Source organism: Thermaerobacter litoralis (assembly GCF_054654595.1).
Genome location: NZ_BAAIES010000002.1, coordinates 56,082 through 76,403, shown reverse-complemented (window position 1 = coordinate 76,403; position 20,322 = coordinate 56,082). Strand labels below are relative to the sequence as shown.

Genomic DNA, 20,322 nt, shown 5'->3' with positions numbered 1-20,322 from the left:
CGAACGGGACAGGGAGCAAGCCGGCGCGCCAGCGGCGCGCCCGTGGGGAAGGAGGGCGGGCGGTGGAGCGGGGGACCCAGGCCGGCGAAGCCCCTTCCCAAGGCATGGACGCCCCTTCCCAAGGCATGGACGCCCCATCCCAGGGCCCGAAGGATGTCGGATCCCGCCGAGAGGCCGGGCCGCAACCCGCCGCGGAGTCGACCCCCGACGAACCGGCGGGAGGGCTGCGCGACCCCGAGCCGCCCGCACCGGCCCCGGCGCCCTCCGGCGCCGGGGAGACCGGTTCGTCCAAGGAAGCCGCCCGCCGCCTGGTCTACCGGCGGCTGCGGGAGGCCGGCGCGGCCCGCTTCCCCTTCCCCATCGAGGGCCGCATCCCCAACTTCCGGGGGGCCGAGCGGGCCGCCGCCCGCCTGCGGGAACTGGACCTCTACCGGCGCGCCCGCGCCCTCAAGGTCAACCCCGACACGCCCCAGCTGCCGGTCCGGGCCATGGCCCTGGCCGACGGGAAGACCGTCTACATGCCCACGCCGCGCCTGCGCGGCGCCTTCCTGCGCTTGCGCCCCGAGGACGTGCCCAGCGGCGAGGAGCGCCGGGCGGCCCAGCTCAGCAAGGCCGCCGAATACGGCCGGTTCGTCACCCTGGACGAGCTGGCCCCCGAGGCGGCGCCCATCGACCTGGTGGTGGCCGGCGCCGTGGCCGTGACCCGGGACGGGGCTCGGGCGGGGAAGGGGGAGGGCTACGCCGACTACGAGTACGGCCTTTTGCGGGAGCTCGGCCACCCCGAACTGCCGGTGGTGACCACCGTGCACCCCCTGCAGATCGTCGAGCGGCTGCCCGTCGAGCCCCACGACCTCTCGGTGGACGTGATCGTCACGCCGGACGAGGTGATCGCGACCCGCACCCCCTATCCCAAGCCCCAGGGGATCCGCTGGGAGGCGGTGACGCCGGAGGATCTGGAGGCCATGCCGGTGCTGCGCGAGCTGCGGGCCCTGCGCTGGGAGCGGATGGGGGTGCCCGACGTCCTGGCCCCCGGCCTGCGGGCCGTGTTCGTCGGGCTCAACCCGGGCCGGGCCAGCGCCACGGCCGGCCATCACTTCGCGGGGCCCAACAACCACTTCTGGCGGCTGCTGCACGAGGCCGGTTTCGTCCCGCGGGCCCTGCGGCCCGAGGAGGACGGGCTGCTGCCCCGCTGGGGCCTGGGCGTGACCAACGTGGTGCCCCGGGCCACCCGGGGCGAGGCGGACCTGACCTGGGACGAACTGGCCGCCGGCGGCGCCGCCCTGCGGGCGAAGATCGCCCGGTACCGGCCGCGGCTGGTCATCCTGCTGGGCAAGCAGGTCTACCGCGCCTACGCGGGCCTGCCGCGCACGGCCCGGGTCGGCTGGGGCCTGCAGGCCCGCCAGACGGTGCCGGGGGTGAGGGAATTCGCCGCTCCGAACCCGTCCAGCCGCAGCACGGTGCCCTACGCCGAGCGGCTCCGCCTGTTCCGGGAGGCCCGATCGCTGATCGACCACGGGCTTGTTTCATCCTGAAATTATTTCACTTGACAATGACCTCGGGCCCGCCTACGATCCCGATTATGAACGGTTGGGAGATCCTCCAGCACATCTGGCGCCTGCAGCAGGTGGTCCTGCGGGAGGCCTCGCCGTGTCTGGAGCGGCACGGCCTCTTCCGCATGGCTCCCTTCGCCCTGGCCATGGTGCGCCGTTGCGGCACCCCGTCGGGGGTGGCGGCGGCCCTGGGGCTGCCGGCGCCCACCGTCAGCCACATCCTGCGGCGGCTGGAGGCGGAGGGGTGGGTGACCCGCCAGGTCGATCCGGACGACCTGCGCCGCCACCGGCTGGCCCTGACCCCCTCCGGGCTGGAGGCGCTGCGGGCGGCCCGCAGCTGCCTGGAGGCGGCCATGGAGGGGCGCCTGGAGGCCCTGACACCCCCGGAGCGGGAGCAACTGGCCCGGCTGCTGGCCCGCCTGCATGGAGATCTCCCCGATCCTCCCGGAGAACCGCCCCGGGACCTTCGGGACGGGGCGGAACACGACGGTACGGAACGCGAAGGAGCGGTGTCCCGTGAAGGAGCGGAAGAAGCTGGTGACGCCGGCCGCCCAGGCCGGTGAGCCGGCGGCCGGGGCCGCGGCGGGGGGCGCCGGGACCGCCAAGACGGCGGCCGGGGCTACTGAGGTGACCAGGGCGGCGGAGGCGGCCGGTGCCGCGCCGGCCGCCGGGCCGCGCCCCGGCGAGCGGCGCCTGGCCATGATCGGCGTCATGCTGTGCATGTTCCTGGGTGCCCTGGACCAGACCATCGTCGCCACGGCCATGCCCCGGGTCGTCGAAGAGCTCCACGGCCTGGACCGCTACGCCTGGGTGGCCACGGCCTATCTGCTGGCCACGGTGGTCGCCCTGCCGGTCTTCGGGCGGCTCAACGAGCTGTTGCCGGGCAAGTGGGTCTTCACCACCGCGGCCAGCCTGTTCCTGGCCGGCTCGGCCCTGTGCGGCCTCTCGCCCAGCATGGATGCCCTGATCGCCTTCCGGGCCTTCCAGGGCATCGGCGGCGGCGGCCTGTTCGCCACCTCCATCACCACCATCGGCCTGCTCTACCCGCCCCGGGAGCGGGGGCGCGTGCAGGGCGTGTTCGCCGCCGTCTTCGGCCTCTCCAGCGTGGTCGGGCCGTGGGTGGGCGGCCTGCTCACCGACCACCTCAACTGGCGGTGGGTGTTCTACGTCAACATGCCCGTCGGCATCGTGGCCCTCTACTTCCTGCTGCGGCACATGCCGCTCTTGCCGCCCGTGCGGCGGTCGGCCTTCGACCTGCCGGGCGCGGTGACCATGGGCCTGTGGACGGTGCCGCTGATCCTGGCCTGTGCCTGGGGCGGTTCGACCTATCCGTGGAGCTCGCCGGTCATTGTGGGGCTCCTGGCCCTGGCGGCGGTGGGGCTGGGCCTGTTCATCGCCGTCGAGCGGCGCAGCCCGCAGCCGCTGTTCGACCTGACCCTGTTCGCCAACCCCACCTTCCGCTGGTCGGTGCTGGCCCTGCTCTTCTTCGGCGGCACCTTCCTGGGCAGCGTGATGTTCCTGCCCCTCTACCTGGTGCAGGTCAAGGGTTTTTCGGCCTCCAACTCGGGCCTGGCCCTGACGCCCCTGACCTTCGGCACCATGGCCGGCAGCCTGCTGGCAGGCCAACTGGCCACCCGGTACGGGCGCTACAAGCCCATGCTGCTGGTGAGTTCCGTGGGCTCGGTGGCGCTGTTCCTGGTCTTCCACGAGGTGCTGCGGGTCGACACGCCCCTCTGGCAGGTGCTGGTGCTGATGGTCCTCCTGGGCTTCGTCTTCGGCCCGTCCATGCCCCTCTACGGCATGGCCGTGCAGAACAGCGTCTCCAGGGAGCGCCTCGGCACCGCCAGCAGCGCGACCCAGTTCTTCCGCCAGGTGGGGTCCACGGTGGCCGTGGCCTTGCTCGGCACGGTGCTCAGCGGCGCCCTTCACGACGGGATGATCCGGCACCTGCCGCCAGCCTACCAGGCGGCGACCCAGGCCGTCCAGATGCCCGCCGAGGGCATGGCGGGCGGGACGGACCTGGCGGCCCGGGTGCGCCAGGGGTTCGAGGCGGTGCTGGCCGACGTGGAGAAGGCGCTGCGCGGGGACGAACAGGCCTACGCGCGGCTGCAGGCCGACCCGCGGGTGCCCGCGGCGCTCAAGGAAAAGCTGCCCGAGGGCGGCGTGCGCGCCCAGGTGCGCCAGCAGGTGGCGGGCCTCAAGGCGGCCCTGGCGGCGGCTCTCCAGGGGGACGAGCAGGCCCGGCAGGCCCTGCTGGCCAACCCGGCGCTGCCCGCTTCCCTGCGCCAGCTGGTGGAGCACCCGCCGGCCGAGCCGGCGGTGCGCCAGGCGGCCCTGGCGGCAGCGGAGCAGGCGCTGGACGGCCGGGTGGACGCCATGGCAGCCCAGGCGGAAGAACAGGCCATCGCCCAGATCCGCCGGGCCATGGAGCAGCAGGTGGACCAGGCGGTGGCCACCTTCCGCAACGCCTTCAACCAGGCCGTCACCGAGGCCCTGCGCCAGGTGTACCTCTACACGGCGGCCATGGCGGTGATGGGGCTCTTCTGCCTGTTCTTCCTGCCGGATGAGGAGCTGAAGCGAAGCTACGCCCAGGCGGAGGCGGTGCCGGCGCCGGCTCGGCAGTGACGGGCCGGAGCGGGAAGGTTGCTCCCCGGCGGCCGGGGGCCAGGTTGCGCTGAGGCTCGGTGGCGTGAGGTCAAGCTGCGGCGGCTCCGGCCCGGCAGCGACGGGGCGGAGCGCCGGGACTGAGCCGGTGACCGTCCCAGGAGCCGGCGGCGGGCGTCTCGCCGGCGGCGGGTTGCCGGTGCCACCACCGCGACGAGGCTCTAGCTTCGCGGCAGCCAGATGCGCACCCGGTCGCCCTGGGCGATGCGGCCCGGCCGCTCCACGGAGAGGACGATACCCCGCCGCCCCCGCGCCACCTGGACGAACCGCACGGGCAAAGCCTCCCGCTCGGGGTGCAGGGGGTGCAGCGCCGCCAGCACCTCGCCCGGACGGCGGCAGGGGCGGTTCTCGCCCTCGCAGACCAGCCCGGCGCCGCCGGGAAAGAGCAGCCGGGCCCCCGCCGGCAGGCGGGTCAGCTCCGGCAGGCCCTCCAGCAGCAGGTTGGCGCCCAGCCATTCGGGCAGGACCGCATCGAGCCCGAGGCCGGTGGCGATGGCGGCGCACTCCTCCACCGACACGGCGCTGAGCTGGCGCCGGTTGCGGATGGGGGTGCCCCGCGGGTACATGGGCTCCCGGCTGCCCGCCGGGCGGGTGAGGCCGTGGTGGCGGTCGCCGGGGATGCCGCCGAAATCCACTTCCACCGCCTCAACCCGCTGTGTCACGAAGGTTCCGGCATCCCAGGCTCCTAGTACGGCCTCAACGCGGGTGGTCAGCACGACGGCCACGGTGTTTCCTCCCATCCGGAGGGCATGTTAGAATGGCGTTATGGGCGGTAGGGCGCCGGTCAAGGCGCTGTCCGTTGATGCCTGTACTTGTACCACTCCTGCCCAGCAGCCTCAACCCGCGGCGGCGACGCCGGCGACGGCGGTCATTGGGCGACGAAGACGAAGCGGCGGGGACGAGGAGGATCTGCGTGGAACGGTGCCCGTTTTGTCACCTGGCCATTGACCCGGAACAACGGGTCGTGCTGCAGAACGAGCATTGTCTCTTCCTGCAAAAGCCGCAAAAGGTTCTGATCGGGTCTGGCGTGATCGTCCCGAAGCAGCACCGGGAGACGGTCTTGGACTTGACCGAGGAGGAGTGGGCGGCCACTTTTTCGTTGCTACAGGACGTGAAGCGGCTGCTCGACGAGCAATGCCGTCCCGATGGGTACAACCTTGGGTGGAATTGCGGTCCCACCGCCGGGCAGCACATCATGCATGCTCACCTGCATGTGATCCCGCGCTTTCGGGACGAGCCCCTGGCCGGCAAGGGAATCCGGTACTGGCTGAAGAGCGAGGATAACCGGCGGCATCACACCGGGCCGCATTGACGAAGTCCTCACGCAAGGACGCATTCACGAATCCGCAAAACGTATCTCGAGTTTGCGTCCCTGTCCCGTCACTCCCGCAACCGGCCCAGCAGGCGTATCGGGCCTCCCGCCAGCCGCCAGGCGGGCTCCAGCCCGGCGGCGAAGGCGAAGAGGTACTTGGCCAGGTGGGTGGCCAGGGCGATGCGGAAGGCGGCGGCGGGTTTCACCGCGTAGAGCTGGAGCGCCAGGGTCATGTTCGCTTCGTAGGTGCCCAGGCCGCCCGGGGTGATGGCCAGGACCTGGCCGGCCACCGCCACCAGGGTGGCGGTGAGGGCGGCGGCCGGGTCCAGGGGCGCGCCAAGCCCCCGGGCCACCACCACCAGGATCCCCGCCTCCAGGGGCCAGCTGAGGGCCGAGAGCAGCCACGCCAGGGCCAGCCGGCGCCCGGAGACGGCGGCCAGGGCGCCGGCCACCGGTGCCAGGCGGGGCCAGCGCCGGGCCAGGCGCGGTGCCAGGCGGGCTCCCGCCGCCAGCCCCACGGGGACGGCGAGACCCAGGGCCACCGCCGGCACGGCGGCCGCCTGGGCGGGCGACAGGAACAGGGCGGCGGCCGCCACCGCCAGCAAGGCGGCCGTGTCCACGGCCCGCGCCTGCACCACCGACACCAGGGCTTCCGCCCGGGGCAGGCCGGCTCGCGCCGCCAGGGCGATGCGGGCGACTTCACCCAGCTTGCCCGGCGCCAGGTGGTTGACCAGGTTGGCCGCCAGGGTGAGGCGCCAGAGCAGCAAGAAGGGCGGCCGGCGGCCCCCCGGCGGCAGGAGCACCTGCCATGCCCAGGCCCGCAGGGCAAAGGCGGCGGCGTACGCGGCCACGGCTGCCAGGGCCGGGGCCGGTTCGTCCCGGAGGAACCGGCCCAGCGTGGCCAGGTCGGCGGGCCGTATCACCCGCGCCGCCACGGCCACCAGCCCGGCCAGCAAGGCCAAGCGCAGGGCCAGGAGCCCGTAGCGGGCGGCGGGCCCGGGCCGGGCGGTGGAGCGGAGGGCGGGAACGCGCATGGGGGTCATGACAACCGCATTGTACTACGGATGACGGGGTGCCAGGGGAACGGGCGGGCGCCAGAGGGACCGGGAGGCTACGGGTTCCAAGAGGACCGCCGGCGCCACCCGGTGAACTCTAGGGCGGAACCCATCGGGGTGCGTGATCCCATCCGGTTTGCGAGGCGCGATCGATGACGGGAACGTTCCATATTTACATTTACCGTTCTGGATCGGACGCGCGGGGCGGTGCCGCCTCGGGAGCGCACGCGCGGGGCGGTGCCGGTGTCGGTGCCGCCGGCACCGCCGGCAACGACAGGGGTGGCGCCTGGCCCGCCGGCGTCCCCAGGGGCGCCGCCCGGCCCGCCCAGGACGGCGCGGCCCCCGCAGCCTCCCCGCCCCCCGCCCGGCCGGGCGAGGAGCCCGTGGTGGCGGGGATCGACCTGGGGGGCACCAAGATCGCGGCCGGCCTGGTCGACCGCCAGGGCAGGGTGCTGGCCAGCCGGACGCTCCCCACCGACGCGCCCTCCGGCCCCGCGGCGGCCATGGACCGCATCGCTGCAGCCGTCCGGGACCTGGCGGAAGAGGCCGGCCGCCGGCCGCAGGCGGTGGGGGTGGGCGCGCCCGGTCCCCTGGTGCTGCCCGAAGGCCGGTTCGCGGGCACGCCCAACCTGCCCGGGTGGAACGGGTTCGCCCTGCGGGACCAGCTGGCCGCACGCCTCGGCTTGCCCGTGGCCGTCAACAACGACGCCAACGCCGCGGCCCTAGCCGAAGCCCGGCTGGGTGCCGGCCGCGGGGCGGAGGTCATGGTGTACGTCACCGTCGGCACGGGCATCGGCGGCGGCCTGGTGATCGGCGGGCGGCTGTTCAGCGGCGTCAACGGCAACGGGGTGGAGATCGGCCATACCACCGTCGACCCCGACGGGCCGTCGTGCGGCTGCGGCAACCGGGGCTGCTGGGAGGCCGTGGCCGCCGGGCCCGCCCTGGGGCGTCTCGCCACCGAGCGCCTCGGCCCCCCGCCGGGCCGGCCGGGCGGCCGCTGGACCGCCCGCGACCTGCTGGACGCGGTGGCTGCGGGGGACGAGCGGGCCCGGGCGGTGGCGGAGGAATACGCCCGGCTGCTGGGGATCGGGCTGGCCAGCGCGGTCAACCTGTTCAACCCCGACCGCCTGGTGCTGGGGGGCGGGGTGATGGCCCGCTACCCGTTGCTGGCGCCGACCATGGAGGCCGAGATGCGCCGCCGGGCCCTGCCGGCCAACCTGGCGGCGGTTACCCTGGTACCCGCGGCCCTGGGCAAGGACGCGGGACTGGTGGGGGCGGCACTGCTGGCCTGGGACCTGCTGGACGAACCGGCGCCCCGGCGCTGACCGCCCTGCACCGGCGGCCCGTGGTCCGCATCCGCAGGGTGCCGCCTGGACGTCCGCTGGCCGGCCGAATGACGCGCCGGCTGAAGCAAGCCCGGAGCGGCGCCTGCGGGGGGGGGGCCCGCGGCTTTGCCGGCCGCCCGCCCCGCGGACGGTCCGGCCCGCGGCCTGGCCTTCCGGAGCCGGTTGCGGCTTGTACGAGGGTGGCGGAGGGGAGGGGGAAACCGTGGCCCAGTGGTGGCTGCGGCTGGAGGGGTTGCTGCTGGCCGTGGCGGCGGTGGCGGCCTATGCGGCCGCCGGCGGCGGCTGGGCGACCTTTGCTGTGTTCTTCGCCCTGCCCGGGCTGATCGGAGGGATTCCCTTCCGCAGGGCGGCACGGCGCCTGGAGCGGGATGGGGTGCAGGGCCCCGCCCCGGCCCAGGGAGCCCGCGGCCGCCGGCGCCCGGCGGGCCAGGCGCCCGAACCGCTGGTCCCGCGCCGCTGGTTCCTCCTGTACAACGCCGTCCACAGCACGGTGCTGCCGCTGCTCCTGGGCCTTGGGGGGTGGTGGCTGGCGGGCCGGGTCTACCTGCCCCTGCTGGGCTGGCTGGCCTACATCGGGCTGAACCGGGCCCTGGGCCGGGGGCTGAAGCTGTACCCCTACCTGCGGTCGACCCACCTGCAGCTGGAAGAGGCGCCCCTCCGGCCGCGCTGGTAACCTAGCCGGGGGCGGCCCCGGGGACGGGGTGCACCCCCGGGGGGTCGGGGCGCTCCCGCAGGCGCTTCCGCATGCTCCCGTAGATGGTGCGGAGGCCCTCAAGCGGCCCTCCCTGGCCACTCCGGCCGGTCTCCCGGCGGGAACCCGGCACGGGGTGGTTCGTCTTCTGGGCGGGGGATGGAGCGGCCCTCGCTGAGGGAGGAGGAGCGGACCGTTGGAAGGCGGCGGGTATGCAGCGGAGATCCCATGGCGGCTGCGCCACGGGGAGCCACCGCGCCCCGCGCGGCAACCGGCCCGGGACCGCAGGGACGCGGCCGGCACCGGCCCGGCCGGTGGGGCAGGGCTGGGGGCCGGGGAAGGGGATGGCGGCCGGCTCCAAGCCCCCGCCGCACGGGCGGGCGGGCTTCCCGGACGGGCCGTCATGGGGGTGACCTTGGACCCTGGGATCCGAGACGCCGGGGCTCTTGCCGGCGCGGGTTCCCCCTCCCGGACGCCTTTCCGCGAGCCGGAGGTGGATGCCTCCTGGGAGGCCGGCCTGCGGGCGGGCGATCCGGCCGCCCTGCAGCGGCTGGCCGAGCACTGGGCACCCCGCCTGTACCGCTATGCCCTCCGGCTGGGAGCGGATCCCGAAGCCGCCCAGGACCTGGTGCAGGACACCCTGGTGCGGGCGCTGGGCAGCTTCCGCGCCGGCCGCATTCCCGGCCGCCTGGGCCCCTGGCTCTACACCATCCTGACCAACCGGCTGCGGGACGACGCCCGCAGCGCGTACCGCCAGCGGGTGGCCCTGGCGGCCGCCCTGCCCGAGGGACCGCCGCCATGGCACGCCGGATCTTCCCCTGACGGGGCCGCCGTGGACGGCCCCGGCTGCGATCCGGCGGAGGTGGTGGCCTGGCGTGCCGGCCACGCGGCCCGGGCCGAGAGGCTGCGGGCGGCCCTTGGCACCCTGCCGGAACCCTGGCGGCAGGTGGTGGTCCTGCGGATCCTGGAGGAACGGCCGGTGGCCGAGGTGGCGGCCATTCTCGGCGTGGCCGAAGGGACCGTCAAGTCCCGCCTGCACCGGGCGCTGAAGAGCCTGCGCCAGGCGCTTGAAGAGCTGGACCGGGAGCCGGAACCGGCGGGCCAGGGGGAGGTGACGCGCGATGGCGAGCCCTGACGCGGCGGCTCGCCGCAAGGGCGAGCGGCGGGAGCCCCCGGCGGCGAACCCGCCCGCACCCGCTGGGGAAGAACGGGCTGCGGCGCCCAACCCGGCCGCCGGAGTCCCTGCCGGGGCACCGCACCACCGTCCGGCCGCAGGCTCTGCTGACCCCCGTCTCCCGCGGGCCACGGCGGCTCCCCAGGGCGCGGCGCAGGCCTGGGAGATGCTCTGGCAGGAAGCGGCGGAAGGGGCCCGCCGGGAGGGGGACGATCCCCTCTCCCCGGCGGAGGTGAAGGCCCTGTGGGCGGACTTCGCAGCCCTGCGGGCCGAGCCCGGACCCGTTCCCCAGGACCTGGTGCCCCGGGTGACCCGGGCCTTGCTGGCGACGGCGGGCGGGCAGGAGGAACCCGAGCCCGTTGCCGCGCTGCCCGCCGGCCCGGTCCCGGCCCGGGCCGGCGGCGGGCCCCTGGACCGGGACGCCCTGATCCCGGCCGGTACGGTGCGGCCTCGTATGGTGCAGCTGCTGAGGCTTCTGGCCGCGGAAGCCCGCTGCTTTCCCCTGCCGTTTCTCGCCCTGCAACTGCTTTTGATGGCCGGCGGCCTGCTGCTGCACCTGGTGGCGGTGGAGACGGCCCGGGGGCTCATGCCGGACTGGACCCCGGCGCTCCGTGCGGCAGGGGATGGGGCGGGAGCCCTGGGTCCCGCAAGCCGGCCGGTGCTGGACGGCTGGCGCCTCATCCTGCTCTCCGCCGACAGCCTCGCCCTGGTGGCGCCGTGGCTGGGCACCCTGGTGGCGCTGGCGGCCGTCTGGCCCCGGCGGCAGCGGCTATGGGCCGATCTGGAGACCCTGTCGCCGTTCCCTGCGGCCAGCCGGCTGCTGGCCCGGGCCGGCGTGGCGGGCCTGCTGGCGACCCTGTTCATCCTGGTGACGGGGTGGATCCAGCCGGCCGCGGTGCAGGCGTTCATGGGCCTGCCGCCCGGGGGTCCCGCTCCAGACACCGTGCTGGCGTGGTCGGCCGCGGGGGCGGCGGCCGGTGTGCCGGGCGGGAGCCCCGGCGGGACGTTGGGGGTGATCCTGGCCCGGCTGGCGCCCCTCTGGCTGGCGGCGGCGTGGGCCCTGTGGTGGCACATGCGCGCGGGCACCCTGGGCGCGATGTTGGCCTCCGCCGGGCTTTGGACGGCCGTGACCCTGGGGGGGCACTGGCTTGGTCCCTGGAACCCGCTGGCCGCGGGCCCCGTGCCGGCGGTGGCCGTGCAGGTCGCCATGCTCCTTCTGGCGACCCTGCTGGGGTGGGGACTGGCCAAGCAGGCGGGTGCCGGGGAGGTCGCCGCATGAATGGGGCTCCTGGCGTGGGGGGATGGATCCCGTGCCCCTGACCCTGGCCGGGGTGCAGCGCCTGGCGTGGGAGGGGCTGGTCCTGCCGGGCCGGCAGCCCGTGGCGGTCCCGGACACGGTGTTGGCTCCCGGGGTGGTGCTGGTCACGGGGCCGCCGGGGGCGGGCAAGTCGCTGTTGCTCCGGGTGCTGGCGACGCTGGCCGTTCCTCGCCGGGGGCAGGTGCACTACCCCTGGCCGGCTCCCGGCGGGGAGCCGGTCTCCTTCCCCGGGGCAGGGCCCGGCGCCCTGGCCGCGGTCCGGGGATGCACCGGCTACGTGCCCCAGGAAGGCCGCGTGGCCCGGCGGATGAAGGTGGCCGCCGCCCTGGCCTACCTGGCCGCCCTGCGGGCCGTGCCCGAGCCACGGCAGGCGGTGGCCGCGGCCCTCCGGCGGTGGGGCCTGGACGGTGCGGCCCGCCAGCGCCTGGAGGAGCTTTCGGGTGGCCAGTGGCGCCGCTGGTTGCTGGCCCAGAGCCTGCTGGCGCGCCCGGCCCTCTGGATCCTGGACGAACCCGCCCGTGGCCTGGACCATGACGGCGTGACCCTTTTGCGGGCCGCCCTGGAGGAATACCGGGCGGCGGCCGCCGGCGGGCGGCCGGTGTGGGCGGTGGTGGTCGACAGCGAGGGGCGGCTGGTGGACCTGGCGGACCAGTGCCTGGTCCTGCCGGCGCGGTGAGCGGGGCTGCACGCAGCCAGCTGCCCGGGGTCGCAAGGGAAAGCCTGCCTCCTGGAGGCGGCCGAGTTCGTCCTGGGGAGCGGTTCCTGGGACGTCGACGACCTGCTGCTGAACGGCCCCGGTGCCGTGATCGGCTACGGGGCCGCCCGGGCCGCCGGGTTCGGGTTCAAGCATGCCTGACCAAGATCCTGAGCAAGAGGGCCAGCGGCCCTGGGCAGGCGCCAGGGCCAGGCACGCCGGCCGGATCCTCCCGGCCGGCGTGCTGCTAGCGGGGAACGCCCGGCCGTCTCGCCCGTCCCTCCGGGTGGAAGCGACGGTGCGGGGAGGATGGAGGATGGACGCGACCCGTCACGCTGCATCACGGCGCCCGGGCGGTCCCGCGGCGGCCGCCACGGCCAGCGCGGGAGAGGAAACGGGCATTCGGCTGCACCTGACCGGTGTCAGCAAGGTCTACGGCCGCCGGAAGGTAGCCCTTGACGGCGTGAACCTGTCCTGGGGACCCGGCGTGCTGGGTCTTCTGGGGCCCAACGGAGCCGGCAAGAGCACCCTGCTGGGCATCCTGGCCACCCTGGTGGAACCCAGCCAGGGGCAGGTCCGCATCGGGCCCTGGACCCTGCCCCGGGACCAGCACGCCGTTCGCCAGCACCTGGGCTACCTCCCGCAGGAAGGCGGCTGGTTCCCCCAGCTGACGGTCTACGAGACCCTGGACTTCGCCGCCATCTTCAAGGGGATCGCCGACTCGGCCGCCCGCCGGCGGGAGATCGAGCACCGGCTCGAGCAAGTGGGACTTCTGGACGTGCGCCATGTCCGGGCCGGCCGCCTCTCGGGCGGCATGCGCCGGCGCCTGGGCATCGCCATGGCCCTGCTGGGGGATCCCTCCCTGATCCTGCTGGACGAACCCACCGCGGGGCTCGACCCCGAGGAGCGCGTCCGCTTCCGCCAGCTCCTGGGCGGCCTGGGCCCCGAGCGGCTGGTCATCTTCTCCACCCATGTGGTGGAGGACATCGCCGCCACCTGCGAGGAGGTGGCCGTCATCGCCGGCGGGCGGCTGCGCTGGCTGGGACCGCCCCAGGACCTGGCCGCCTGTGCCGCGGGCCTGGTCTGGGAAGTGGAAGGGAGTGCGCCCCAAGGGGCCGTGGTGGTCTCGTCCCGCCGGGAGGGGGGCACTGCCCTGCTGCGGGTACTGGCGTGGCACGAGCCCCCGGGAGCACGCCCCGCCGAACCCCGGGTGGAAGACGGCTACGTGGCCCTGCTGCGGGGCCTGGCGGCCGGTCGCCGGGGGGTCCCGGGGGACCCGGCCGGGGCGCCGCCGCCGCAACGGGTGACCGGTTCGGAAGCGCCGGATGCGGAGGAACCGGCGAGGACGGCGGGGGGCGACTCCGCCGGTGGGGCCACGGGGAGCCGTGGCGCCGGTTCGCCCTCCGGCGGGAAGGAGGTCAGGCCGTGAGCTGGCTCGCTTCCTTCCGGACGGCGGCCCGCTTCACCTGGACCCGGGTGCGGCGCAGCTGGTGGTTGCCGGCCGCCGCGGCCGGCGGCCTGGCCACGGGCCTGGTGACCGTGACCCAGACCGTGGCGGAGACCGGAGCCGGCGTCCTCCAGCAGTCGGCCCAGTTCCTCGCCTTCCTCCAGGTGGGGGTCATGGTGCTGGCGGGGCTGGCGGCCGATCCCGAGCGGGATGAGGACAGCGCCGCGGTGCTGTGGTCCTGGCCGGTGGACAAGGCGGCCCTGGTCCTGGGCAAGTTCGCCGGGACGGCACCCCTGGCTCTGCTGGCGGCCCTGGGGGCGGTGGTGCCGCCGGCGGTGCGGATGGCCATACTGGCCCGGTCGGCCGGACTACCATGGGGTTACGTGCTCGCCGAGTGGGGCCTGCTGACGCTGTGGATCGTTTCGGGAGCGCTGTGGGCCGGTGTCCTCGGCGGCGCGTTGGGGCTGGGCTTGCGGGGTCTGCCGCTGTTCGCGGCGATCCTGGCCACGTGGCTGGCGGGCCTTGTGGGACCATATGTCTTCCAATCTCTCGTCAGACCCTTCATCCCCGTGGCGTGGCTTCTACAGTGGACCGGCTCGGGGATGCTCCCTGGGGATTGGCAGGACGTCGCGTTGGCGGCCCTCGCCGAAGACGTGCCCCTGTTTGTCGCCCATCGGGTGCTGTACCTGGCGGCGGCCGGGGTCGTGGTGGTGACCCTGGCCCTGGCCTACCGCCGGGGCCGTTGGGTCAAGACACGGGTGCGATGGGGCTTGCGAATGACCGCAGCCGCCCTTGTGCTGCTCACCCTGGCATCGTCGGCAGGCTTCGTCGCCACCTTGTATGCCCAGGCGGACGCCGCCCGTGCTGAGCTGCTGCACTACGCCCGGAACGGGGTTGCTTCCCTTTATGCTGGTCCTGAGCCGGATCCGGCGCCCCCGTTCGCCATCAGCCGCTACGAACTCGACGTCGACGCCCGCCGGGCGCCGGAGGTCGTCGTCCATGCCCGGCTCCGCCTGGAGAACCGCGGCCGCGAGGCCGTGGAAGATCCCGTCCTCACCCTTCGCCACGTCTTCACCGTGACCCGGCTCCAGGTGATGGCGCCGGGCGGCGATGCCGTCCGCTGGTCCCAGGAAGGCGATGTCATCCGCATCCAAGACCTGGTCTTGCCACCCCGCGGGGCGGCGACGGTCGCCCTGTCCTACCGGGGACGGGTCGACCAGTGGTTGTTGCCCTTCGAATACCCGCCGGTGCGGACGGCGGGCATGACCATCGCGCCGCCACCCATGCGAGGTGCCCAGGTGGGGCCCGCCAGCCTCAGCCTGCCGCCGTCCTATGGCTGGTACCCGTTGCCGGGAGCGGTGACCTTGGCTCGGGTCCTTGCCACCCGTGCTGATCCGGACGGCGGCGGTCAAGAGGTCTGGTGGTTTGGCGAAGGTCCGGACAGGACCTCCGCCGGCGCCATCCGGTGGGCGGGCGTCGCCGCGCCCCGGCCGCCGTACGTCCCGGAGAGCTTGCGGGCATCGTTCCAGGTGACGGTTCGCCATGCGGGTCGGTATCCCGTGCTGTCGAATCTGCAGACCGTGGAGAGGCCCTGGGGACCGGTGACCGTGATGCGAGGCACCACGGCCTTCCTGGAACTGGTAGGTGGGCACCTGGTGCAAGCGAACGACTCTAGCGCGGAAATCTGGTACTCCCCTGAGGACTTGGGGAGCCGCGACGATGCCCTGCGGTGGGCCCGCGACCTGGTCGAGGCCTACCGCTGGGTCGGCCGGACCGTCCGACCCCGGGTGGTCACGCTGCCCCCTGGTCGCGGCGACGCCCATTGGGTCCACCTCGATCCGGACACCGGCACGGTCATCGAGCGTGGCTCCAACATCTTGGTTCCGCAACAGGTGGCGCAAGCCGTGCTCTACGGACGCCGGGAGGTGGCAGGCGACGCCGAGGGGTGCCTGCTCGCCGTTCTCGCCGATGTGGTGGGTGCGTCCTCAGGTCGGACGCCGGCAGGCCCGCCGTTTCCGACCCCCGGCGGCGACGCGCCGACCGCCCCGGGGGCCGGGGGGGCGCCGCCGCAGGGACCCTGTGAGAATCTGCCCGACGGACCGCGGTACGAAGAGGTGCAGCGCTGGCTCCTCGGCACCCCCCGTTCTGAGGTGACGGCCCGGTTGAGCCGACTGCGTGAGATGGCCGCCCAGCGGCCCCTGACGGCTGCTGACCTGAGGGAGGTCCTGGGGCGATGAGCGCCGGTCTGGTGCGATTGCACCTCCGTTTGGCGCGACCAGGCCTGGCGGTCACCGCGGTGTTGGGCTTGGCGTTCGTCCCGGTGTTGGTGTGGCCCGAGCGGCTGATGGGCCACCCCCTGGCGCTGCACACCCTGTTGCGGCTCGTCGAGGAGTTCCTGGTCCTGGCCGTCCTGCCCGTGACCGTGTCCCTGTGGGCGGACGTGGAGGGGCGGCGGCCGGGACTCTGGCGGGCGCTGCCGTTTCGCCGGACGGTGGTCGTGCTAGAGCGGATCGGCTTGGCGCTGGCGACCTACCTCCTGGTCGCCCTCGGGATGACCACCGTGGCCGTTCTCCGGCTGGCCCCAGCCGGGGGAGCCCCCTGGGGGACCGGCCTACGGGCGGTGGGCCTCGCGCTGCCCGCCGCGGCCTGGCTCGGCGCTCTGGCAGCCTTGGTGGCCGTGCTCGTCCGGACCCCGGTGGCCGGCGCCGGGGCGGCCGTGGCCTGGTGGGCGCTGGAGGCCGTCACCCGCGGCGACCTCACCGGGTCGCTCTACCTCTTCGCGGCCAGTGGCGGCTTGCGCGCGGCCGGGGTCGATCCCGCTGCCATCGTGGAAGCCCTGGCCCTGGGACAGCCGCTGCCGCCCGCCTTGGTCGCGAACCGCTGGGCGCTGGTGGGCCTGGCTGGCCTGGCGGCGCTGGCGACGGCCGAACGCTACCGGAGGAACGAGCGGTTCCTCCGTCAAGGATGACGCGATGACGCGGGGCCTCGCGAGCTACGGAGGCACGTCCGCGAATGCCGCGCTGTCGAAAGATCGATTCCTGACGCCGACGAACATTCGCAAAATCCCCGCGACGCCGCCTTGCCTGGCCGGGGCGCCTGTGCTAGAATCCCGCCCAAACCTGAACGATGGTCGAGGCGCCGTTGAAGGGGCTAGTACCCTGCTGACGCTGCCGCCAGAGAGCCGGCGGATGGTGCGAGCCGGTGGGGCGGGCAGGGGAATCCACCCCGGAGGTGGCCCCGAGGGTCCGGCAGGGATCGGAAGGGGTCCGGCAGGCCGCCGTTAACGGCCGAGAGGGGGCCTCGCCACCGGGCGGGCGCCGGCCGGCAGCGAAGGGCATCCATCGGGCGGATGCCGGTCGCGAGCCGCCCGGTCCGATGCGCGCGAGGTCAAGCGGGGTGGCACCGCGGGTGAGAACCCGTCCCGGAAGGGACGGGTTCTCGTGTTTTCCTGCCCCGTCGCCGGCCCGTCGCCGCGGGCCGCGCGGGCCGGAACGTCCCTTCCGGGCCCCCTGGCCTGACGTGCCGGAGGCTCGGCTGCAAGGGGCCGCGCGGGCCAAGACGTCCCCTCCCGGGCCCCCCTTCGCGTGCGGTGGTCGGGGCGGACCCGGGAGCGTCGCTCGGGGATCGCCTCTCGGGGCGAGACCCGGCGTTCTGGGGGCTGCTGCGGGGGCGTAGTCCCCCGGTCTCCCGCGCCCCGGGGTCCGACCCGGTACGCGGCGCGCGGCGTCGCCGGGGGATCGAGAGGGTGCTTCGACCGTCCGGGCACCGCTGCCCGGCTCGCCCAAAGGAGGGTGTCGCCATGCACCAGCCGCTGGAGAGGGTGGCCGGAACCTTCCCCGCCCAGCCGGCCGCGGGACCGGCCGGCGAGACCGATGCCGAGCGGGTCGACAGGCGTCGTCGCGAGCCGGTTCGTCCGGCGAAGGTGTTCCTGTCGCCGGGACCCACCGCCGTCCCCGATGAGGTGCGGGCCGCCTGTGGCCGGCAGGTGGTCCTGCACCGCAGCCGCGAGTTCGACCGGGTCAGCGGCTTCGTGCTGGAGGGGCTGCGCCGGCTCTTCCGCACCGAGGGCCGGGTGGTGGTGTTCCCCTGCTCGGGCACGGGTGCCCTGGAGGCGGCGGTGGTCAACACCCTGTCGCCGGGGGACCGGGTGCTGGCGGTGGTGATGGGCCTCTTCGGCGATCGCTTTGCCGCCGTCGCCGAAGCCTACGGGCTGGAGGTCGACCGCCTTGAGGTCCCGTGGGGGCGCGTCCCCACCGCCGAGCAGGTGGCCGAGCGCCTCGAGGCGGCGGCCCGGCCCTACCAGGCCGTGTTCCTCACCCATTCGGAGACCTCCACGGGGGCGTTGCTGCCCCTGGACCGGCTGGTGCCGGCCATCCGCCGGGTGGCGCCCCAGGCCCTGGTGCTGGTGGACATGGTGAGCTCCTTTGCCGCGGTCCCCGTGGCCATGGACGCCTGGGGCATCGACGTGGCGGTGACGGGCTCCCAGAAGGCCCTCATGACCCCGCCGGGCCTGGGCATCGTCGCCCTGGGGCCCCGGGCCCTGGAGGCGGTGGAACGGGCCCGGCTGCCCCGCTTCACCTGGGATGTCAGGCCCTACCTGGCGGGTGGGGGCGACTTCCCCTACACGCCGGCGGTCACCCTGTGGTTCGGCCTGCAGGCGGCCCTGGAGCGGATCGCCGCCGAGGGGGAGGAGAACGTCTACCGCCGCCACCGGCTGCTGGCCGCCATGGTGCGGGCGGGCGTGCGGGCGCTGAGGCTGGAGCCCCTGGCCCGGGACGAGGACGCTTCGCCCACGGTGACGGCGGTGGAACTGCCCGGGGGCGTGCGGCCGGGCGCCGTGATCCGCCGCCTGGAGGAGCGCGGCGTGGTGGTCGTCGGCGCCCAGGGCCGGCTGAAGGACCGGGCCTTCCGCATCGGCCACATGGGGGCGGTGGAACCGGACCAGGTGCTCGCTGCCATGGCCGCTCTGGATGCCGTGCTGGTGCCCATGCTGGAGGAGGCCGGCCACGGGCCGGTGCCGGGGTCGGCGGCCGCGGCCGCGGCCGAGGTGGCCCGCCGGGCGGGGGTGGGACGATGACGGACGGGACGCGGGACGCCGGCGGCCGGCCCGCCCGGGGCCCGGAGCGGGAGCCCGGGGCGGCCACGGGGGCGGAGGCGCGGTTGCACCCGGCACCGGTGACGAAGACGGAAGGGGGGAGGGGGACGGCACCGGGGGCGCCGGCGGCCCCCAAGCCGTGCGTGGTCCTGGCCGACCCCTTGCCCCGGGACGGCCTGGCGCCCCTGGAGCCTTTCTGCGAGGTGATCGACGCGTCGGGGGCGAGCCCCGAGACCCTGCGACGGGAGTTTCTGCCGCTCGCCGACGCCCTGATCGTCCGCAGCCGGGTCAAGGTGACCGCGGAGTTGATCGCCGCCGCGCCGCGGCTGCGGGTCATCGGCCGGGCAGGGGTGGGGGTCGACAACATCGACCTGGAGGCGGCCACGGAGCGGGGCATCGTGGTGGTCAACGTGGCCGACGGCAACACGGTGGCCGTGGCCGAGCACGTCTTCGCCCTGCTGCTGGCCCTGGTCCGCCGGCTGGTCCCGGCTGCCGCCTCCCTGCGGGAGGGCCGCTGGGAGCGGTCCCGCTGGGTGGGCGAGGAGCTACGGGGCAAGGTGATGGGCCTGGTCGGCTTTGGGCGCATCGGCCAGGAGGTGGCCCAGCGGGCCCGGGCCTTCGGCATGGCGGTGCTGGCCCATGACCCCTACGTGCCGGAAGCCCGCATGCGCGAGCTGGGGGCCGAACCCGCCCCGCTGGACGAGCTGCTGGCCCGGGCCGACGTGGTCAGCATCCACACGCCCCTGACCCCGGCCACGCGCAACCTGATCGACGCCGAGGCCCTGGCCCGCATGCGGCCCGGCGCCTACCTGATCAACACGGCCCGGGGCGGGATCGTGGACGAACAAGCCCTCTACCGGGCGCTGGTCGAGGGCCGGCTGGCGGGGGCGGGGCTCGACGTGTTCGCTGCCGAACCGCCGGGGCAGAACCCCCTGCTGAGCCTGCCCAATGTGGTCGCCACGCCCCACCTGGGCGGCTCCACCCGGGAGGCCCAGGCCTACAACGCTCGGGCCATCGCCGAGCAGGTGCTGCGGGCGCTCCAGGGCCAGCCCGTCCGCGGAGCCGTCAACCTGCCGCCCCTCTCGGACCGGGACTGGCGGGCGGCCGGGCCGCTGGCCCCGGTGGCCGAGCTGGTCGGCCTGATCTACCGCGAGGGGCTGGGCGGCCCGCTGGAGGACCTGGAGCTCCGGGTGCTGGCCCGGGAGCTCCCGTCCGAGCGGGGGTTCGAACTGCTCGCGGGGGCGGCCCTCAAGGGGCTGCTGGCCGGGGTCGTCGACGGCCCGGTCAATGCGGTGAACGCGCCGGTGCTGGCCGCCCGCCGCGGGATCGCCCTCCGCTGGCGGAGCGAGCGGCACCCGGACCTGGCTGCGCCGGTGGTGGAACTGGCCGGCGGCCGCGGGCCGCGGCGGGCGGTGGCGGGCAGCTTGAGCCCGGAGGGGCTGCCGCGGCTGGTCCACCTGGACGGCTTGCCCCTGGACATGGTGCCGGCTCCGCGCCTGCTCCTCACCCGGCACCATGACCGGCCGGGCATGATCGGCAAGGTGGGAAGCCTCCTCGGGGCCCGGGAGATCAACATCGCCGCCATGCAGGTGGCGCGGCGCCGGGTGCGGGGGGAGGCCATCATGGTGCTGGCGCTGGACGACCCGGTGCCGCCGGCGCTGCTGGCCGAGATCCGCCGGTTGCCGGGCATGGAGGAGGCCCGCCTGGTCCAGGTACCGCCGGCCTTGCTGGAGCCGGCGCCGCCGGTCGAGCCGGCGGCGCCCCGGACAGCACCGGAGGCCGGCCGGGACGCGGGGGGACCGGTGCAGCGGCTGATCACCGAAAGAGCGGGATGACGTAGTTCGCCAGGAAGTAGAGCACGGCCAGCAACATGATGATCCAGGCCCCGTACTTGATCGCCGTGGCGCCGGCGCCGTTGCCGGCGCCCTGCTTTTCTTCGTCCATCGTCCGACACCTCACCCTTCGCAATATCTGGT

General features: G+C 74.9%; 17 protein-coding genes. 14 read left to right on the top strand and 3 right to left on the bottom strand.

The window, feature by feature from the left end:
- Positions 1-62: 62 nt before the first annotated feature.
- Genes ACYQ02_RS00530 through ACYQ02_RS00520 form a run of 3 tightly spaced genes read left to right on the top strand, consistent with a single transcriptional unit; the run spans position 63 to position 4,175 of the window.
- Positions 63-1,532 carry a 5-formyltetrahydrofolate cyclo-ligase gene (locus tag ACYQ02_RS00530; protein ID WP_460038482.1) on the top strand — a complete coding sequence of 490 codons (1,470 nt, stop codon included), beginning with the start codon at positions 63-65 and terminating at the stop codon, positions 1,530-1,532.
- Positions 1,533-1,579: 47 nt separating this feature from the next.
- Positions 1,580-2,113: a MarR family winged helix-turn-helix transcriptional regulator gene (locus tag ACYQ02_RS00525; RefSeq protein WP_460038481.1), complete on the top strand. Its 534-nt coding sequence runs from the start codon at positions 1,580-1,582 to the stop codon at positions 2,111-2,113.
- Positions 2,067-4,175, top strand: coding sequence for an MDR family MFS transporter (locus ACYQ02_RS00520; RefSeq protein ID WP_460038480.1), 2,109 nt, complete (start codon positions 2,067-2,069; stop codon positions 4,173-4,175). The genes ACYQ02_RS00525 and ACYQ02_RS00520 overlap by 47 nt, the downstream gene beginning before the upstream one ends.
- A gap of 200 nt (positions 4,176-4,375) precedes the next feature.
- Here ACYQ02_RS00520 and ACYQ02_RS00515 read toward each other — a convergent pair whose 3' ends face one another.
- The gene (locus ACYQ02_RS00515) at positions 4,376-4,939 is read right to left on the bottom strand and encodes an MOSC domain-containing protein (protein WP_460038479.1); all 564 of its coding nucleotides are present in this window, start codon (positions 4,937-4,939) and stop codon (positions 4,376-4,378) included.
- A 188-nt stretch (positions 4,940-5,127) separates the two neighbouring features.
- Between ACYQ02_RS00515 and ACYQ02_RS00510 the strand changes: the two genes are divergently transcribed.
- Positions 5,128-5,526, top strand: coding sequence for an HIT family protein (locus ACYQ02_RS00510; protein ID WP_006904337.1), 399 nt, complete (start codon positions 5,128-5,130; stop codon positions 5,524-5,526).
- A gap of 68 nt (positions 5,527-5,594) precedes the next feature.
- Here the strand turns inward: ACYQ02_RS00510 and ACYQ02_RS00505 are convergent, their stop codons facing one another.
- A complete protein-coding gene (locus tag ACYQ02_RS00505; RefSeq protein WP_460038478.1) occupies positions 5,595-6,569 on the bottom strand; it encodes a lysylphosphatidylglycerol synthase transmembrane domain-containing protein in 975 nt (324 codons plus the stop codon).
- A 398-nt stretch (positions 6,570-6,967) separates the two neighbouring features.
- Here ACYQ02_RS00505 and ACYQ02_RS00500 point away from each other — a divergent pair, with 398 nt between their 5' ends.
- From ACYQ02_RS00500 to serA, 10 genes are all read left to right on the top strand, one after another.
- A complete protein-coding gene (locus ACYQ02_RS00500; protein WP_460038477.1) occupies positions 6,968-7,906 on the top strand; it encodes an ROK family protein in 939 nt (312 codons plus the stop codon).
- A 223-nt stretch (positions 7,907-8,129) separates the two neighbouring features.
- Entirely contained in the window at positions 8,130-8,600 is a 471-nt protein-coding gene (locus tag ACYQ02_RS00495) for a DUF4260 family protein (RefSeq protein WP_460038476.1), read from the top strand.
- A gap of 511 nt (positions 8,601-9,111) precedes the next feature.
- Positions 9,112-9,753 carry an RNA polymerase sigma factor gene (locus ACYQ02_RS00490; protein ID WP_460038475.1) on the top strand — a complete coding sequence of 214 codons (642 nt, stop codon included), beginning with the start codon at positions 9,112-9,114 and terminating at the stop codon, positions 9,751-9,753.
- Entirely contained in the window at positions 9,740-11,071 is a 1,332-nt protein-coding gene (locus tag ACYQ02_RS00485) for a hypothetical protein (protein ID WP_460038474.1), read from the top strand. The genes ACYQ02_RS00490 and ACYQ02_RS00485 overlap by 14 nt, the downstream gene beginning before the upstream one ends.
- 31 nt (positions 11,072-11,102) lie before the next feature.
- Positions 11,103-11,786, top strand: a complete 684-nt coding sequence (locus ACYQ02_RS00480; RefSeq protein WP_460038473.1) for an ABC transporter ATP-binding protein — start codon at positions 11,103-11,105, stop codon at positions 11,784-11,786.
- A 334-nt stretch (positions 11,787-12,120) separates the two neighbouring features.
- Positions 12,121-13,233 carry an ABC transporter ATP-binding protein gene (locus ACYQ02_RS00475; protein ID WP_460038472.1) on the top strand — a complete coding sequence of 371 codons (1,113 nt, stop codon included), beginning with the start codon at positions 12,121-12,123 and terminating at the stop codon, positions 13,231-13,233.
- Positions 13,230-15,488 carry an ABC transporter permease gene (locus ACYQ02_RS00470; protein ID WP_460038471.1) on the top strand — a complete coding sequence of 753 codons (2,259 nt, stop codon included), beginning with the start codon at positions 13,230-13,232 and terminating at the stop codon, positions 15,486-15,488. Before ACYQ02_RS00475 ends, ACYQ02_RS00470 begins: the two co-directional genes overlap by 4 nt.
- 59 nt (positions 15,489-15,547) lie before the next feature.
- The gene (locus ACYQ02_RS00465) at positions 15,548-16,219 is read left to right on the top strand and encodes a hypothetical protein (RefSeq protein ID WP_460038470.1); all 672 of its coding nucleotides are present in this window, start codon (positions 15,548-15,550) and stop codon (positions 16,217-16,219) included.
- 831 nt (positions 16,220-17,050) lie between these two features.
- The gene (locus ACYQ02_RS00460; RefSeq protein WP_460038469.1) at positions 17,051-18,328 is read left to right on the top strand and encodes a pyridoxal-phosphate-dependent aminotransferase family protein; all 1,278 of its coding nucleotides are present in this window, start codon (positions 17,051-17,053) and stop codon (positions 18,326-18,328) included.
- A complete protein-coding gene (serA, locus tag ACYQ02_RS00455) occupies positions 18,325-20,181 on the top strand; it encodes a phosphoglycerate dehydrogenase (RefSeq protein WP_460038468.1) in 1,857 nt (618 codons plus the stop codon). The genes ACYQ02_RS00460 and serA overlap by 4 nt, the downstream gene beginning before the upstream one ends.
- Here serA and ACYQ02_RS00450 read toward each other — a convergent pair.
- Positions 20,162-20,290 (bottom strand): hypothetical protein, encoded by a 129-nt coding sequence (locus ACYQ02_RS00450; RefSeq protein ID WP_460038467.1) that lies wholly within the window; start codon positions 20,288-20,290, stop codon positions 20,162-20,164. The two genes, serA and ACYQ02_RS00450, sit on opposite strands and share 20 nt — an antisense overlap.
- Between the last annotated feature and the right edge of the window lie 32 nt (positions 20,291-20,322).